We start from the raw sequence: 18519 nt of genomic DNA on the forward strand, positions 1-18519 counted from the left end.
TGTTTATTTTACTTCATACCCTTTACGCTGCGGCCTCGACAACATTTTATTGGCTTCGTCATCATTTTTAAATTGTTCTTTTGCAGGATCCCAATACAGTTTTCGTTTCAGCTTCATAGCAATATGATGCAGCAAACAGGCAGAGCAGGCACGGTGCGCTTCTTCAACCGGCGCTATTGGCTTTTTATTATCCCTTATCGCTTCCAGCCAGTTGCCGTGATGCTCTTTACTTACTTGAAAATGAAATTCATTGGTGCCAATTACAGAAGTTAAAATTTTAGGATCGCTGGCACCTATCTTTTTTGCTGCCTCGCCTGGCTTTGTAGGGTCGCTGCCTGTAACCTGGTAATCGCCACGGGAAACAAATATCCAGCCCTCTGTTCCTTCAAACTTAATCCCATTCTGAAACTCGTTACTAACGATCATGTTTACACCGTTTGCATACAATGCTTCCGATTTAAAAATTCCGTGTACATCCCATAAACCTCCTGTAGCAAATTCCACTTTATCACTCCATATTTCTACCGGGCCACTTTTTTCCATTCCCATTCCCCAATGTGCACTATCAATATGATGAGCACCCCAACCGGTGATCATGCCTGCGCCAAACTGTTCGCAACGCAACCAGCCCGGCCGTCCATAACCCGATTGCGGATGCACCCTGTCTTCGGTATAATACACTTCGGGTGTAGATGCCAGCCACATATCATAGTTCAGATTTCCAGGTACGGGCATTTCTGTTTTATTTCCACCGGGAGGATCGCCAGGTAAACCAACATATACTTTTTTCAATTTACCGATCCTTCCGTTACGCACCAGTTCTGCTGCATAGCGAAATTGTTCACTGCTTCGCTGCTGACTTCCTATCTGAAATTTTACACCACTCTTTTGCACCACATCACTTATTACTCTTCCTTCTGCAATAGTAAGCGATGCAGGCTTTTGCATATAAATATGCTTACCTGTCCTTGCTGCAGCCACACCAATCATTGCATGTGTATGGTCTGGCGTACTAATCAACACTGCATCAATATCTTTATTTTGTAACAACTCACGGTAATCTGTATACAGTTTTACGCCATCAAAATCTTTACCGTCTCTTTTGCTGTAATATTCATTCACTAATTTTTTTCCATCTGCTGCACGTAAGCTATCCAGATCGCAAACCGCCATCAGTTGTGCATAATCATATTGCCACACGCCTGGCATATCATGTGTGCGCCCGATACGGCCATTGCCTATTGCGGCAACATTAATGCGGTTGCTGGGTGCATTTTTCCCAAATACACTTGCAGGAACGATAGAAGGAAAAGCTAATACTGCCGAGGCCTTGATTGTATTACTCAAAAACTCACGACGTGATTGTTGGTTCTTTTTCATAACTATAGTATTGAAATTATTTTGCTTACTACATTGCTCGTCGTTTTATTTTTCACACCCGGTTGTCCTCCTCCTATACTGATCATCAGTTTTCCTTTAGGCAGGTATAATTTTCCCTCTTCATTTACTAATGATAAATTATCTGTGGTTAAACTAAATGTTACCGTTTTACTCTCGCCTGCTTTTAATGCAATACGTTGGAAACCTTTCAATGCTTTTATTGGAGCATGAATATTTTTATCCTGGTTGGATACATATAATTGAACTACTTCTTCTCCATTCATTTTTCCTGTGTTAGTTACCTGTACACTAATAATTGTGTTTTTACCTTTTGTAACAACTGCCGGTGATTTTAAATTAGTATATGAAAAAGTTGTATAGCTTAATCCATATCCAAACGGATACAATGCTTCTCCATTAAAATAACGATAGGTTCTTCCTTTCATGGAGTAATAGCTGAAGCCCGGCAGATCGTTATCACTTTTATAAAATGTAACGGGTAATCTTCCTGCAGGATTATAATCGCCAAATAAGACATCAGCAATAGCAGTGCCGGCGCTCTGCCCGCCATACCACGCATTTACAATAGCAGGAATGTTTTCATCTTCCCAGGGAATGGCGATAGCACTTCCTGTCATCATCACAAATACAACAGGCTTTCCTGTAGCTTGCAATGCTTTCATCATTTGAGTTTGCACTGTGGGTAAAGCAATGGTTGTTCTGTCGCCACCATTAAAGCCTGGTGCATTCACGGGCATTTCTTCGCCTTCCAGCTGTGGCGAAATGCCGCCGACATACACAATAGCATCTGCATCTTTAATGCTGTTTGCCAATGCGGTAAAATTGGTAGGTTCAAAATTTCCTGCTCTTAATTTTATGTTTGCTTTGCCTGCACCCTGCCAGTATTCAAGCACTAATTTGTATACAGAATCTTTTTGCGTTCTTAATTTATAGGTTCTTGCACCCATGCGGTTACGTGTCCATACATTGATCGCATCTTTTCCGTTGATCATCAGTTTATAGGCGTCGTCGCCATCTACTTCAAATGTTATACTGCCATCAGTAGTGGCAGTATAGTTTGTGGTATACCTTGCAGAAAAATTAGCAGCAGTTAAATTTCCTGTTACTGTTTCGCCTTCCTGCCAAATATGATCAACTGTACTTTCAGTTACTGTAGCTACAGCATCTCCTTTCAATTCCTTGTTATTAAAGTATTCTGCTTTAAATCCTTGCTTACCTTCCCAGTTAAATTGCTTACTAACGTCAGCATATACCAGCAAAGTATCGTTAACAAATGTGGTAGCTCTTTCATACACCACTTCTGTATTACTGCCCAGTTTTGCTTTAATGCCATCCAGTACAGTAACAATTTCTGAAGGGATGCCATTGTAGTTTCCTAAAACTGCCACACGGTTATCTGCATTAGGACCAACAATAGCAATCTTCTTAATTGTTTTTTGTAATGGCAATGTATGGTTTTGATTTTTTAACAATACAATACTTTGTTGCGCCATCTTTAATGCCAGTGCTTTATGCTCGGGAGCTTCCAATGTGGATGCCGGTGCATTGGTATATTTTACCATTGATGGCGGATCAAACATTCCTAAACGATAACGGATAGTAAATAACCTGCGCAACGAAACATCGATCTGTGCTTCACTGATCAATCCTTGTTTAACTGCATTCAGTAAAGTATAATATACAGAAGTACCGCATTCAATATCTGTTCCGTGCATCACACCATCCACAGCTGCTGTTACCGAATCTTTATGCGTTTTGTGATACTTGAAAAAATCATCAATGGCCCAGCAATCACTGGTAACATAACCATTAAAGCTCCATTGCTTGCGTAGAATATCATTCATTAATAAATCATTGGCGCAACAGGGTTGTGTATTTACCGCATTGTAAGCACACATCACTCCGGCAACATTTGCTTTTGTAATTAATTCCCTGAATGCAGGTAAATAAGTATCCCACAGATCATAGGCAGATGGATTAAAATTATCTATATGCCTGCTGGGTTCGGGGCCACTGTGCACTGCAAAATGTTTGGCACATGCCGCAGCTTTTAAATACTTAGGATCTTCGCCCTGCAAACCTCTTACAAAAGCCTTTGCCATCATCGCTGTTAAAAAAGGATCTTCGCCATAAGTTTCCTGTCCACGCCCCCAGCGTGGATCACGAAAAATATTGATATTGGGTGTCCAGTATGTTAATCCCAGATACCTGTCTTTTGTTTTACCTTGTTCAATCGCCATATTCTGAATAGCTCTCCCTTCCATAGCAGAATAATCGGCCATACGGTATAGTGAGTTACTATCCCATGTTGCTGCCATACCAATAGCCTGTGGATAAGCGGTAACACGAAATGGTGTTCTTGCAACGCCGTGTAATGTTTCATTCCACCAGTCGTAAGCCAGGATACCCAGCCTTGGTATTGCTGGCGTGCTATTAAGCATCTGGTGTACTTTTTCATCCAGTGTCAATCGGCCTACCACATCATTTACTCTTTGCTCAAAAGGCAAATTGTAATTCCACATGGGAAAAGATTTATAATCCTGTGCATTTGCTTTAGCTGCAAAAAAAAGTAACGCTATTGAAAAAATCCGTTTCATTAAATCTGATTTATTTTTCCCATAAAGCCACGAAATACACAAAGAAAGTCTTTGTGTTCTTAGCGACTTTTGTGGGATTATTATTTTGTTTTTGTCTGCTACTATTTTCGATATGGTTCAATCGTTTTGATCCTTCCGTTTTCATCATACTCCAATTCCACTACCTTAACCGATCTTAAATGTGTAACACCTTTGCTTAAACTGCTATCGTGATAAAACAAATACCATTTACCGTCGAACGCACAAATAGAATGATGCGATGTCCAGCCCACAACCGGTTCCAGAATTTTACCGGCATAAGTAAATGGACCGTATGGGTTATCACCAATTGCATAACAGATAAAATGTGTGTCGCCTGTAGAATACGAAAAATAATATTTACCATTGTATTTGTGCATCCACGAAGCTTCAAAAAATCTTCTGTCTTTATCACCATTCAATAATGGTTGGCCCTGTTCATCAAGTATCACTACATCTTTTGGTGGTTCAGCAAATTCTAACAGGTCATCTGTAAGCCTGGCTATTTTTGCACATAAGGCCGGCTCATTATCTCCGGGCAAAAAAGCAACAGGACTTTCAGCTTGTTCACTTTTAAATGTACCGGATCTCCAGCGTTGCAACTGTCCGCCCCAGATACCGCCAAAGTACATGTAATAATTTCTATCATCATCTTTAAACACCGCTGGGTCTATAGAAAAACTTTCTTTGATAGCTTCCGGTTGCGGCACAAACGGGCCGGCAGGGTTATCACTAACGGCTACGCCAATTCTAAAAATGCCATCGTACCCCTTTGCAGGAAAATACAAATAATACTTACCGTCTTTCTCTGCTGCATCTGGTGCCCACATTTGTTTTTCGGCCCATGGCACTTCGTTAACATGCAATGCAAGGCCATTGTCAACTGTTTCACCAAGCGGTGTATCCATCGACAGCACATGGTAATCTTCCATAGCAAAGTGGCTCCCGAGATCATCAAATGCGTCTCCGGCATCTATATCGTGTGAGGGGTAGATATAGATTTTTCCATTGAACACATGTGCTGACGGATCGGCTGTGTAAATGTGTTTAACCAATGGCTGAGAAGTGGCCCGTTGGTTTAATTCGTTGAAGTCTATATGGTCAATTGATTCTTCAGGCATAAAAAGTAATTAATAATGAGTAATGATTTAATCGGCACGTCGTAGCTTTAAGTCATTTTCAATCTGCATTTCCTTTTTCTTATCTATTTCATAAAAGAAAAGTAAGGCAACTGCTATAAGAAATGTTATTGCAGGATAAATGCTGATAAGCATTTTTGTTCCGTTAATTGCTGTATCCGTTTGACCGTTTGTACTGTTAGCTACGTAGTGATATTTTCCTAATATCCACGACACTAACGAACTGCCAATACTTAATCCTGCTTTCAGGCCCACCATCATAGCAGAAAAAATAATTGCCGTAGCTCTCCTGTTATTTTTCCACTCACTGAAATCAGCCACATCAGCAATCATTGTCCATAATATCGGTGTGCTTATCCCGTAAAAAAAGCCGTGAAGTATCTGTGCTCCAAAAATTAAACCAATAGATTTTTGCGGAATAAAGTAAAAGAAAATAATAAAGAGCGTTGAAATAAACAGTGATACCATAAACACATTACGTTTGCCATATTTATTGGCGAAGGTCTGCGAAAGCATTATACCTACCAGTCCAACTAAAATACCTCCCCCATTAAATACACCCAGTCCCAATGATGTATCGTTTTCAAAAGTTGGTAGAAATTTTTTAAATGGCGCTAAAAAAGCACTTAATTCTCCCTTGTCAACATAATTTTCAAAATAATAAACATAAGAACCACCTTTAAGTGCCAAAGTGATAAACACCACCGTAGTAACAATAAGCATAATCACCCATGGCCTGTTTTTAAACAAATCAGCTAAATCCTCTTTTAAACTTGATTTTTGTTCCGGTTTCGGTATTACTCTTTCTTTTGTAGTTAAAAAACAAATGATGAGCATGATGGTTCCAATAATGGCTAATACCGTCATTACTTTAGATATGCCAACTTTCATTGATTCTACATCCGTTCCACCTCCCGCTTTAATAATAAAATTATACATGAATACCTGCACAAAAAACTGTGCAAACATTACAGCAACAAAACGATATGCAGACATACTATTGCGTTCCTTCATATCGCCGGTAATTACTCCGCTTAATGCTGAGTAGGGTAAATTATTTGCAGCGTACAACATTAATAGTAATGCATAAGTAATTACAGCATAAATAACTTTACCCTGGTATGCAAATGACGGTGTTCTGAAAGCCAACAGCGCAACTACTCCTAAAGGAACTGCTGTCCACAAAATCCATGGCCTGAATTTCCCCCACCTGCTTTTTGTTCTGTCTGCTATAGCTCCCATCACCGGGTTAAAGCCAAATGCAGCAACCAGCCCCACAACAAGCGTTAATAAAGAAGCATGTTCAGATTTTAAACCATAAATATTCAGGTAATAATAAGATATCCAGGTAACCAGGGTTTGAAATACCAGGTTAGCAGCAAGGTCGCCCAAACTATAACCAATCTTTTCTTTTACGGATAATTTCTGTGTGATCTCACTCATGATATTTTGTTTAAAGGTTGATTATTTTTTTAATTTAATTACTGCATCAAATGCAGGCTTGGGTTTAAAATTTCTATCGAATAGCAATGGATAATTTGTTCTTCCCGGTATTGGCCATCCGTTTAACCATGACTGGCTGTCATTAACACCCCAAAAAGTTACACGACCAACTTTGCCTTTGTATTTTAAAAATAATTTAAACAGGTCTTCATAGCCTTTGGTCAATTTTGCCTCCACAGAATCCGGTAATCCATTGGCATAAGGATTCATCTTTGCACTGTATTCTGCTTTCATATTTACGTCAGCCGCATCGCCATCCCATGGATTGGGTAAAACACCAAGGTCAAGTTCGGTAAACATTACCTTAATTCCAAGTGCAGAAAATTCGACGATGCTTTGTTCAATATCTTTTAAAGGAATATTAGATGCCCGCCAATGTCCTTGTATACCCACGCCATCAATACGCACGCCGGCGGCCTGTATCTTTTTTATCAGCGCAATGGCACCTGCCCTTTTCTTTGGCTGTTCAATATTATAATCGTTGTAATACAGTTCGGTGTTGGGTGCTGCCTGTTGCGCCAGCCTGAATGCTTCTGTTACAAAATCAGGGCCCAGTTTTTCCAGGAAGATCGATTTACGCATAGTGCCATCTTCTTCCAAAGCTTCGTTCACCACATCCCATGAAAATACTTTGCCATCGTAACGGCCAGCCACAGTTTTTATATGATTGGTAAAAAACTGTTTTACAGAATCTGCATCTTTTAACCGGCGCACATAACCGGGCAATTGGCTATGCCATATTAAAGCGTGGGCATTTATTTTGATTTTGTATTTTTTGCCAAGGGCCACTAATTTATCGGCCATATCAAAATTGTATGTGTCCCATCCAGGATGTATCACCTCAGACTTCATGATATTTTCCGGAGTAGCAGCATTGAATTGCTGCTGAATTAACACCACTGCATTGGAATCTTTCTCTTCTATTTGACGGCCATTTAATGCAGTGCCGATAAGAAAATCTTTTTTATACACTTCTTTAAGAGAAATATTTTTTGAAATATTTTTTTGAGCACAGCTATAACCAAAGCTCAATAAACAGATGGCGATAATTCCAAACCTGTTAAATTTATTCTTTATCATCGTTGAATATTTTGTATTTTTTTTGAAAATTATTTTTGTTTTGTTTCCGGAGGGCCAAGATAACTTTGCGCTACTCCTCCAAAATCAAGTACTAATTTTTGCAATACCACACCCGGGTTTACCATCCAGTATTTAAGCACATGTTTTCCCTTTGCTTTAATTGTGTGGTTACTTGTTTTAATAATTATATTTTCACCTACCCATTTGTTCCAGATACCGTTACCCGTATTTTTATCTTCGCCGTTTATGCTGATTATTTGTGGCACTTCATTATCAACTGATACAGCATACTGCAAACCTTCCTTAGTATTCAGAAAATTTAATGTTGGCGAAAAATAGGTGCTGATTGTAAAACTTCCTTTACTATAAGTGTATATTTCATATTCCAGGTGCGGCGCATTATTTGTTAGATTTTGTTTTTGGGCAGTGACCGGGAAGGCTGTTATTGCGGAACCGGTTCTTCCAAGATCGGGTAACACCTTCCAGGTTATGCCATTACTGTTGACAGCTTTTGTAAAATGATTGGCTTCAATTGCAACATGAGCTGCTTCTTCAAAAAACATATTCCGTTGCTGAATTTTAGGGATCATATATTCCGAAGCCACTCTTGTTGTATCATAAAGTGGTGGTTCTGGTATGATGTCATCTTTCGCTACATATTTTACTTCCGGCATTTTATTATTAGGTGGTTGTTGCCAATAAGTGTAGCCGATATGTGTCTGATCCATCATGTGGTTCCATTTACCATTATTAAGCTGATTGTATTGCAAGCTGATCAAAGAGTCATTGGTAAATAATTTTTTCACATTGTCTGCGTAGGTATTGGCAACAGCATATTTTGCTTTATACGCAGCTGCATTCAATGCCGCGTTATAATACATTTCATTTAGGTTGGCGCATGCTTTTACAGGATGTAATACCAATTGAAAAAAAGCATCGTGGTACTGTGCAGGTAAGGCGTCATTTATTTTTTCAGCTTTAATTAATAACGCATTATATTCCTTAACTACATTTTCAAATTCATTATAGCTATCCAGGCTGTATGTTCCTGCATTTAATAATTCCGGTTTTCTCCTGCTGTTATATTTGGTGTATTTAGCAATAATGTCTGCGATTTCTTTTGCATGCACTTTTCCAAATTGTGCAGCACTCCATTGTTCTGTATATTTTTGCAAATCGTCGGCACCAATTTTATCGGGATTCCAGGCATAATCCAAAAAGAAAGAAACAGGAAACTCCATTGGCTTGATATCACCCACGTTTACAATCCAGATATTTTTTACATTGTATTCGTAAGCTAAGTGCATTTGCTCCCACACACGTGGAATTGCATTTGTGTTGAGCCATTTATAATTTCTTGGCCCGCCCACATAATCAAAATGGTAGTAAATACCATAACCACCTTTTCTTTCCGGCTCGTTCAGCTTAGGCAGTTTACGAATATTGCCCCAGTTATCATCGCATAATAGTAAAGTAACATCATCGGGTACCCGCATTCCTTTATCATAATAATCCTGCACTTCTTTGTATAGTGCCCATAATTGCGGTGTTTCGCTTGCAGGTTTCCCCGTCACTTCTTCAATAATCAGCCGCTGGTCTTTTACAATTCTTTCCAGTAAAGTTGTAGCGGTTTCCCTGGTCATAGGTGCATCTCCATCTCCACGCATACCAATTGTTACTATACTTTCATGAGCACCCATATTCTCAATACCTTTTTTCCAGAATGACCGCAGTGTTACGCCATTGCTATCGTAATCCCATTTGCCCGAACCAAAGCGTTTCCATTCCTGTTGCGCCCTTAACATGGGTTCGTGGTGAGAAGTGCCCATCACTATACCCCATTCATCTGCTTTTACCGGGTTAAGTTTATCATCGTCATTAAAGGCATTGCCCCACATGGCGGGCCACAGGTAATTTCCTTTTAACCTTAATATGAGTTCAAATATTTTTTCATACACCTGGTGATTTACGCCGCCGAATTTTTCTTTTGCCCAACCAGAAAATGCCGGCGCTTCATCATTAATAAAGATGCCGCGATATTTTACTTTTGGAGCGTCCGTTATCATTGTATTTTGTTTTACGTACAATGCTGCAACTTTTTTTACCGGCACATCTGCCCACCAATACCAGGGTGATACGCCTATTTGTTTAGACAATTCAAAAACACCATAAGCAGTTCCCCTTCTGTCGCTGCCCGCAATGGCAAGTATATGCTGCGTTTTTACTGCATTGATGGATTGAACGGCATAAGCTTCCCACTTGCCCGAAACATTTTTTGTATCCAGTAATTTTTTTGCAATGAGTGCTTTGATGAAAGTTGAATTGGTAATACTGCCTATTGCAATTAACGTGGTGTAAGGTTTATCTACTGTGTTAATGATGGATGGTTTATTGCCGGTTACCATTTCTATATCCGACTGCAGCAGTTGTGCCGATTTTTTTACCAGTTCAAAATCATTTGCATCAACATAGATCGTAGCATTCAAAAGCGAAAACGAATTACTGATTTGCTTATCGGAAATAATTTGCTGTGCATGTACAGGTGCACATGTTAAAACGTTAAAAAGCAATATCAGCAATCGCAGCTTTTTCATTTTTATTTATTACAAGAATTACAATTTATTTTTTGTACACATCATCTTCGCTCCTGCATTCAAACCAATTATATGATACTTTGCTGGTTGTTGCTGCTCCGTTTGATGTAGCGTACATGGCATACATACTACCCACAAAGCCACCAGCCCATTTAGTACTTAAAAACCTGCCATCCTCATTTTCTTTCAATAAACGCCAGTCATTTTTTTTCAACGCATAATAAAAAGAATAGCCATCTCCTTTGGCTTCTATTTTAAAATATATTTCTTTACCAGGCTTATTATATAACAAAGCCGACGCTATTACTTCTGGTTTTGTCGCCGAAGTATTTTTTCCATTACCTTTTAATAATTGTACAACGGGTTTACCATTTTCTACCGACTGGCAGATAAAATAAAAATAATTTTCACTTTGAAAAACCATCAGCCCTGCCTTTTCATTTTCATTGGCGGCGGTGAATTTTATGGCTGTTGCTGCATAGCCTTTAATATGCGACTGACGAAAACAAACCATTGAAGGGTTTTCCTTACCCGAACAGGTTTGCGGTTGCAAAGTAAGCAACAATGCACCAGGCCTGGTTTCTACATCATACCATTTATCCCGTACTGTTCGTAAAAAAGAATAGCGGTCATTTAATGCTGAGCTGTTAAAATCATCTTTGAAAAAATAATTACCGGAAAATTTTTGTGCTGATCTTTTTACAGCAGCATCAATTGGGTAAGCATATTTTACTTCGGCAAAACCAGGATTTATAATTGGCCAGCCGTCCTTCCATTCTACCGGCGCCATAAAAGTTTCTCTTCCTGTATTGTAAAAATCGCCAAGATAAGGGCGACAACCTAAAAATACGGCCCACCATTTTCCATCTGTAGCTTGTACCAGGTCGGCATGGCCGGTTGTAGTGATGGGATTTTTTCTTGCGGTATCTAAATTACGTTGTGTGAGTATAGGATTATTTTGATAAGATACAAAAGGTTCATCAAGGCTTTTTGTTCTAAAAATTACTTCACTGTGATTATATCCTGTTCCCCCTTCGGCGCACATTAAATAATAGTAGTCGCCCACTTTATATAAATGTGGCCCTTCTATCCAGATTGGTTTTTTACTTATATCTGTACCGCCATTGATCAACAATTTTTCTTCGCCAATGACTTTTAAATTTTTATAATCAAATGCATACATCCTGATAGTGCGATGACCATCATACAAAGACTTATTTTCTGGAGGGTCGCTGTTGTAAACGATGTATGCTTTATCTCCAATAAAATCAATGGAAGGATCAATGCCTTTTACTTCAGGTAACCAGGTGGGATTACTCCATGGGCCTTTAGGATCTTTTGCAGTTACAATAAAATTGCCGCCCTTATCAATCAGTGTACATAAAATATAAAATAATCCATCGTGATAACGAATGGTGGGTGCAAATAATCCTCTTGAAATACCAGCGCCATCAAGATTTAATTGTTCGGGCCTGTTTAGTGCATAACCGATCTGTTGCCAGTTTAATAAATCGGTGCTGTGAAAAATGGGAAGCCCGGGATAATACGCAAATGAAGAGTTGACAATATAATAATCATTCTCCACCCTGCAAATACTTGGATCCGGGTAAAAGCCGGATAATATGGGATTGGTAAAAGATTGCGATCGTGTTGAATGTACTAAAAGCATCAGTACAATTATCAAAATAAGTTTTTGCAATCTTTTCATTGATCGATTTCTTTTTAAATTGTTCTGCTTAAGGCATATTCCACACCACGCAATTCAGCTAACCCTTTCAACCTGCCTATTGCAGAGTAACCGGGATAAGTTTTCTTTTTCAGATCGTCCAGCATCTGGTGGCCATGATCAGGACGCATAGGCAAAGAAATGTTTCTGCGTTGCATCAGCAGCAATACTTCTTTGATTATGGCATACATATCTGCATCACCTTCCAAATGATTGGCTTCGTAAAAATTTCCATTGCCATCACGTTTGGTATTCCTTAAATGTAAAAAGTGAATATGATCACCAAAGCGTTGAATCATTTTCACCAGGTCATTATCCGGCCTTGCGCCAAATGAGCCTGTACAAAAACAAAAACCATTTGCTTTAGAAGGCACTGCAGTAATCAAATCAGCGGCATCCTGTTCAGTACTCATAATTCTTGGCAAACCTAAAACTGAATATGGCGGATCATCAGGATGAATAGCCATTGATACACCAACTTCTTCGGCTACAGGAATTACCTGACGTAAAAAATAAAATAAATGTTCCTTTAATTTTTTTGCATCGATACCTGCATAAGTTTTTAATGCTGCTAAAACCTGCCCCGGTGTAAAAGCGTCATCGCTACCGGGCAAACCCAGCATGCCATTACGAAAAACTTTTTCTTTTTCAGCTTCCGTCATTGAAGCAAATTTTTCTTTTGCTCTTTCTATTTCTTCAGCAGTATAATCATTTTCTGCACCAGGCCGTTTTAATAAAAACAGGTCGAATGCTACAAATGCCAGGCGTTCAAAATACAATGCCGTGGCGCCATTAGGTAATTGCCAGGCTACATCGGTACGTAACCAATCCAGTACCGGCATAAAATTATACGTGACTACTTTTAAACCACAGGCAGCTACATTTTTTAAACTGATCTTATAATTTTCAATATGCTTTAAATAATCACCGCTCTGTTTTTTTATATCATCACTAACCGGAAGGCTTTCAATTACCGTCCAGCTCATGCCGGCATCTTCAATTAGTTTTTTTCTTTTTTGAATTTCATCAATTGTCCATACGTCCCCAACAGGCACCTGGTGCAAAGCAGTTACCACGCCTTTACAGCCGGCCTGTAAAATATCTGACAGGCTCACCGGATCGTTGGGGCCGTACCAGCGCATGGTTTGATGCATTAAATTATTAGTCATTGGTTTGATCTTTAAATTGTATTTTATAATTTATCAAACACAAAAATATAAGTAATAAATAAATCCATTTCTTTTAAAAAATTAAAAAAGGAAGGATGCAAAACATCCCTCCTGACCAATTGCTAAAATGAGAAAAGATTTTTTATTACCTGTTTCAGCAAATTATTTACTTCAGCAATTAATTGTCAATTTTTGCAGGTGAATTATACAATTGCACTTTCTGAATTCCCCAATCTCCTACCGAAAAACGAATATGCCTTCCCTGGTGGTCCTGGTCGCCATTCATTCTTCTGCCTTTTATTTCTTTTCCGTTTTCATAACTCACTTCATCCACAGCTGCAATATTACTCACCATGTTTTTATCAGTGTTTTCAAACGTCACCACTACTCCAGTACCTGCAATTAAAAATTCATCGGGTGCCGTTTGTAAAATAATTCCGCCTGTTGTACTCCATACCGAATCTTTTGCTTCTGAAGACCAGGACAATGTGGCCTCATGTGATACCACCAGGTTGTACTGTCCCATTTTTATGGTAGTGCTCCTGTTTTGTTTATCCAGTAAAAAACCATCCATGTTAAGCCATTGCTTATTTGCTATAAATGGCGTTAACTGTTGCATAATATCGTAGGTTTTTGCTAACGGAATGTATGCACTGTTCTCTGATTCTATAGAGAAAGGAGAAAAACCAATTGCTTTATAATGACCGATAATAAAAAAGGCTTTTGCTGCACAGGTTTTATCAAATTGCATTTCCGGTACAAACAAAGTGTTGTTATTTCTTACATACAGATCGCACCAGTATTTAGTATTGGGATTATAAAAATCCGGGGATAACATATTCAATGCAGGTGCACCAGCCTGCCAGATATCCATTACCTGTGGCAGAGGGCCGGCACTTGGGTACTGTCCCGGTAATTTACCCGGCCTTGGCAATGCTGCATTCACATACATCGGCAAGTCGTATTCTTTTTTACCTGCCAGGGTTACCTCATTGGTATATTTTGCATAATACCATGCCTGGAAGATTTCATCCGTTAATACGCCTTCGCCAAAAGTAGTTGTCCAGGTATCGTTTGTTTTAAAATTTTGCTTTTCCCATTTCTCCCTTAATTCGGGAACCAGGTTATTCTTATTTTTTTGGAGATAGGATATTAACTCTGTTGGAAGTTTTGCATTAAAATAACTGTCGGCAGTTTTAGAAAACTCCCTTGGGGTTGGTAACATTCCAATTTCATTTTCCACCTGCACCATGATCACTGTTTTCTCATTGGCATCAATTTCTTTTGTGTGACGCATTAAAGTTGCAAAAGCTTTTTTATCGGCTTCCAATGTTTCCTTGCCAAAAACAGAAAATATTTCCTGGCTTCTTCCGGAAGTATCCTGCGTTCTGGGAAAACGTTTAGCATTTTTTTTCATCCATAATGGTGCATAACAACTCATGCTGTTCTTCCAGGTACCAAACCACAGAAAAACAATTTTCATGTTGTGTTGCCTTGCATCAGCAATCATACCATCTATCAATGTAAAGTCAAATTTATTTTCTTCCGGCTCCAGCAATTCCCAATACACAGGCACCAGCACAGTATTCAAATACATTTGCTGCAAATACTTCCAACCAGGTTTTAAATAACCGGTATTGGATGCGCTTGAATTACCTAACTCTCCCCCCAAAATCAAAAACGGCTTTCCGTTAATGAGTAATTGAGGAAAGCCATCTGCTTTTTTTAGTTGTACACCCGAATTGTTATTCTGTGCATGAATAACCGATGCACAGAATAACAAAACCAGCGATAGGATATTTTTATATCTCATTGTTATCATTTACCATTCAACGCATTCAACACTCCTGAATAAGCTACTTTCTTCGAAAAGTCAGCACGGTACATCAGCGGAAATTCCTTGCCATTATTGTATAGCCAGCTTGTATTGTCGCTTACACCCCATACAGTAATACCATATTGTTGTGCTTTGGGTACATTTTTTAAATAAGAAGCCACCACATAATTATAAACCTGTGCCTGGTAGTTTTCTTCTAAAGGTGTTTGCACATATCCGGGCACTACAGCCGGGTTAATTTTCACATCCAATTCTGATACATGTACTTTTAAACCTGTTGCTGCCAGTTTCTGAAACATTTTATCAATGCCATCATAACTGGTATTTCGTGAAATATGCATCTGTGTTCCGATACCATCAATTTTAGCACCCTTTCCTTTTAGCTCTGCTACCATTGCAATTAACGAATCTAATTTTGCAGGCCTTGATTCAAGGTTATAATCATTGATAAATAATAAAGCAGCAGGATCAGCAGCTTTTGCATAGTTAAATGCTTTCAGGGCATAATCTCTTCCCAGGTAATTAGACCACACCAACCAGTCATTGGCTCCGGTAGGTGCCGGGCTGTTGGCATTGTTACGCAGGTTACCATTATCATCCAGCAATTCGTTTACCACATCCCAGGCTTTTACTTTTGTTTTATAGCGGGTAACCATAGTAGTAATGTAGTTACCTAATGCGGTATCCAATTTATTAGCAATGGCTGCACCACCAGGTACGGGTATTACTTCTTTTACACTGATATCATCAATATAATAAGTATTGGCTACCTGTCCCATATCAAATAAGAATGTAGTGGAAGCGATATTTGCTGTAATAGTCCAGATTATATTCTGGTAAGTTGTTCCAATAGTCTGGTCGCCCTGGTACTGGGAATTAGTTGGCCCTGTTGATAAACGGATAGATCCGCCTGGAGATGCCGCTTTTACCCAATAAGAAATCGCATACTGCTTACCGGGAGTTGTTGCAAATGCTGAACTTGATACCTGTACTTTCCATTGATTACCCGTTTGAGCAGTAGGATTAATTACTTTCATACAAGTGGTTCCGGTTCTTGCATCACCGGCGGCAGAACTTGCTGCAATAGTAGCACCGTTAGTATTAAAAATAGACCAACCACTCATGCCTCCAACTTCAAAACCGGGGTTAGTAGCTAATTCCGCTGCAGCAGGTACTACCAATCCTGAATAGCTTTTAAGATAAGTAGCATTTTGCTGAGAATGCCAACCGAGTGTATGCCCAAAAATATCCAGGGTACCAACCGCAGCTACCAGGGCATCAGTGTTAGTAAAATCCATAGAACCATTGTCTTTAACTATAGAGGAGTGTTTCATCAGGTTACCAAAGGTTACCTGGTTAAAATCTCTTTTAACAACATCCGAATAGGCGGAATTGGTAACCATTGCCGGAAAATCGATGGCAACACCAATATAATTTCCGTTTGATGCATCTTTTAATGCAGCAGTACCATCAGTATAGCCACCGGTATTTAAGGTGCCGGTATCTTTCATTTTTGTACAGGCACTAAATGTGATGATCATTAATAGTGAAGGCAGTATTGCTTTGCTTATTATTTTTTTCATTGTACTTATTTTAAAGTTAACAATTTAGAATTTTAATTTTTAATACCCGGGGTTTTGATAAGAAGCCGGATTTGAAATTATGCTGGCATCCAATTGGCTTTGCGGTATTGGCCTTAGCACATGTGTTGGTTTAACCTTTGGTGCTGCTACAAGGTTTCTATTCCTGTTTTTTACATATTCCACCAATAAATTTCTGCAGGCTAAATCAGCCCAGCGTAAACTTTCGCCACATAATTCACGGGATCTTTCTGTCATTATAAAATCCACCGTCATGTCTGCAGCAGTATAAGGTGTTAAAACAGGCAGGTTTGGTGTTCCAGAATTTTTATTCATCATCACCGCTTGCCTTTGCGCCAGTAAAGTTGGATTTGCACTTAACGATGGCCTGTACGCTGCTCTTTTACGCAATTCCAGTATCAAAGGTAATGCCTCTGCAGGGCGGCCATCAAGTATGGCAGCTTCTGCAGCTTCAAGGTATACTTCCGATAATTTAGCTACTACATACGGCCTTCCTGAAGCATCATTGATACCTGCTCTTTTGGTATCATCATACTTTTTAAGCGCCGGATATAACTGGTATGTAGGGCGTGATACCAAATAGAATTGTGTTGGATCAAGGATAAGGTATTTTTTAGTTCCTAATGCCCTTAATGAATCGGCATATACTTTATTAGGCGCTAAAAAATAAGCAGTATCTCCTGTGCTAACCCCTGAAGAGGCAGCGTTATTATTTGTAGCCAACCACACAGTTCTGAATGAATTGTCGTAGCGGCTGTCATTTATTTTGTCTGCAAATGCAGAATCATACAACCATGGATTAGGGCAAAGCTGGCGCAATGGCCTCATGTATTGTAATACCCTGTCGCAAGGAAATGCTCCATTAATAGATACGTTATTCTGATAATTGGAATTAAACCAGTTGCACGACATATTAGCCTTGCCGGAAAATTCGTTAGCTACATCATTAGTCTCATTATCAAAAGGATCAGCTTGTATTCTTTCTACTGAATACAAAATTTCTGCATTGTAATCATTTCCTTCTTTATGTACATCTGCATAGTCTGGTAAAAGCGAAGTACCTAATGCCACCTGGTTATCGATCACATATTTAGAAGCATCCCATGAACTTTTAAAATCGGTAGGTTGCTTAACACTACTATAACCTCTGAATAAATATGCTTTAGCCAGGAAGTGATAGGCTGCTGCTTTATAAATATAGAAGCCGCCACCCGCTGGTCTTTTAGCAGGTAGATTCTGAGTGGCATAAGTAAAGTCATCAATAATTAACTGGTAATCCTTTTTTAACAGATCAGGCACCAGCCTGTTGAATCCCTGGAAAGGCAATTGATTAAATACCATATCGCCGCTGCCAAGGTCTAATGGAACAGCACCAAACTGTTGCACTAACCCGAAATAATACAGTGCCCTGAAAAAATGAGCTTCGGCAACAATTTTTGCTTTAGCTGCTGCATCCATAGATACATCAGGAGCAAACCCGAGTATTCCGTTAGCAAGGTTAATATTATTAAAGCTCCTGTTCCACGGTGTTAAAATATCTCCATTGCTGGCGTTTAAATTATAGGCACCGCAATCAAGACCACTGCTTGCCCCCTGGTCGCCAAGTGACCATTCATCTGTGCCGGAGTTGGTAGTATTCAGGCCGCCATTAGGGCCATAAATATAACGCATACCCGAATATAAAGCTACTGCCGAGCTTTGTAATCCTGCAGCGGTTTTAAGGTACTCAATGGTAAATACCGTATAAGGCTTTTCAATCAGCTTTTTCTGGCAACCGCTGGCCAAAAGCAGTAAGCTACAAGTAATTATAGCCACTGTTATTTGAGAAAATATTTTTTTCATATCAATAATTTT

Annotated in this window: 11 protein-coding genes; all 11 read right to left on the reverse strand. The window is 39.2% G+C overall.

The window, feature by feature from the left end:
- Positions 1-3: 3 nt before the first annotated feature.
- Positions 4-1380 carry a Gfo/Idh/MocA family protein gene (locus ACQ334_RS07350; protein ID WP_430987535.1) on the reverse strand — a complete coding sequence of 459 codons (1377 nt, stop codon included), beginning with the start codon at positions 1378-1380 and terminating at the stop codon, positions 4-6.
- Positions 1381-1382: 2 nt separating this feature from the next.
- On the reverse strand, positions 1383-3998 hold the full coding sequence (locus tag ACQ334_RS07355) for a glycoside hydrolase family 3 C-terminal domain-containing protein (RefSeq protein WP_430987536.1): 2616 nt from the start codon (positions 3996-3998) through the stop codon (positions 1383-1385).
- Positions 3999-4099: 101 nt separating this feature from the next.
- Positions 4100-5137, reverse strand: coding sequence for a glycoside hydrolase family 43 protein (locus tag ACQ334_RS07360; RefSeq protein ID WP_430987537.1), 1038 nt, complete (start codon positions 5135-5137; stop codon positions 4100-4102).
- 27 nt (positions 5138-5164) lie between these two features.
- Positions 5165-6598, reverse strand: coding sequence for an MFS transporter (locus ACQ334_RS07365; protein WP_430987538.1), 1434 nt, complete (start codon positions 6596-6598; stop codon positions 5165-5167).
- A gap of 21 nt (positions 6599-6619) precedes the next feature.
- Positions 6620-7738 carry an endo-1,4-beta-xylanase gene (locus ACQ334_RS07370; RefSeq protein WP_430987539.1) on the reverse strand — a complete coding sequence of 373 codons (1119 nt, stop codon included), beginning with the start codon at positions 7736-7738 and terminating at the stop codon, positions 6620-6622.
- Positions 7739-7767: 29 nt separating this feature from the next.
- Positions 7768-10332, reverse strand: a complete 2565-nt coding sequence (locus tag ACQ334_RS07375; protein ID WP_430987540.1) for a glycosyl hydrolase 115 family protein — start codon at positions 10330-10332, stop codon at positions 7768-7770.
- 25 nt (positions 10333-10357) lie between these two features.
- Positions 10358-12040 carry a glycoside hydrolase family 43 protein gene (locus ACQ334_RS07380; protein ID WP_430987541.1) on the reverse strand — a complete coding sequence of 561 codons (1683 nt, stop codon included), beginning with the start codon at positions 12038-12040 and terminating at the stop codon, positions 10358-10360.
- Positions 12041-12054: 14 nt separating this feature from the next.
- On the reverse strand, positions 12055-13227 hold the full coding sequence (uxuA, locus tag ACQ334_RS07385) for a mannonate dehydratase (protein ID WP_430987542.1): 1173 nt from the start codon (positions 13225-13227) through the stop codon (positions 12055-12057).
- 178 nt (positions 13228-13405) lie between these two features.
- Positions 13406-15040, reverse strand: a complete 1635-nt coding sequence (locus ACQ334_RS07390; RefSeq protein ID WP_430987543.1) for a DUF5597 domain-containing protein — start codon at positions 15038-15040, stop codon at positions 13406-13408.
- Positions 15041-15045: 5 nt separating this feature from the next.
- Positions 15046-16647 carry an endo-1,4-beta-xylanase gene (locus ACQ334_RS07395; protein ID WP_430987544.1) on the reverse strand — a complete coding sequence of 534 codons (1602 nt, stop codon included), beginning with the start codon at positions 16645-16647 and terminating at the stop codon, positions 15046-15048.
- A 39-nt stretch (positions 16648-16686) separates the two neighbouring features.
- The gene (locus ACQ334_RS07400) at positions 16687-18507 is read right to left on the reverse strand and encodes a RagB/SusD family nutrient uptake outer membrane protein (RefSeq protein WP_430987545.1); all 1821 of its coding nucleotides are present in this window, start codon (positions 18505-18507) and stop codon (positions 16687-16689) included.
- Positions 18508-18519: the final 12 nt, after the last annotated feature.

The sequence above is a fragment of the Ferruginibacter sp. SUN106 genome (genome assembly GCF_050611765.1).
In the GTDB taxonomy this organism is placed as follows: Bacteria; Bacteroidota; Bacteroidia; order Chitinophagales; family Chitinophagaceae; genus Ferruginibacter.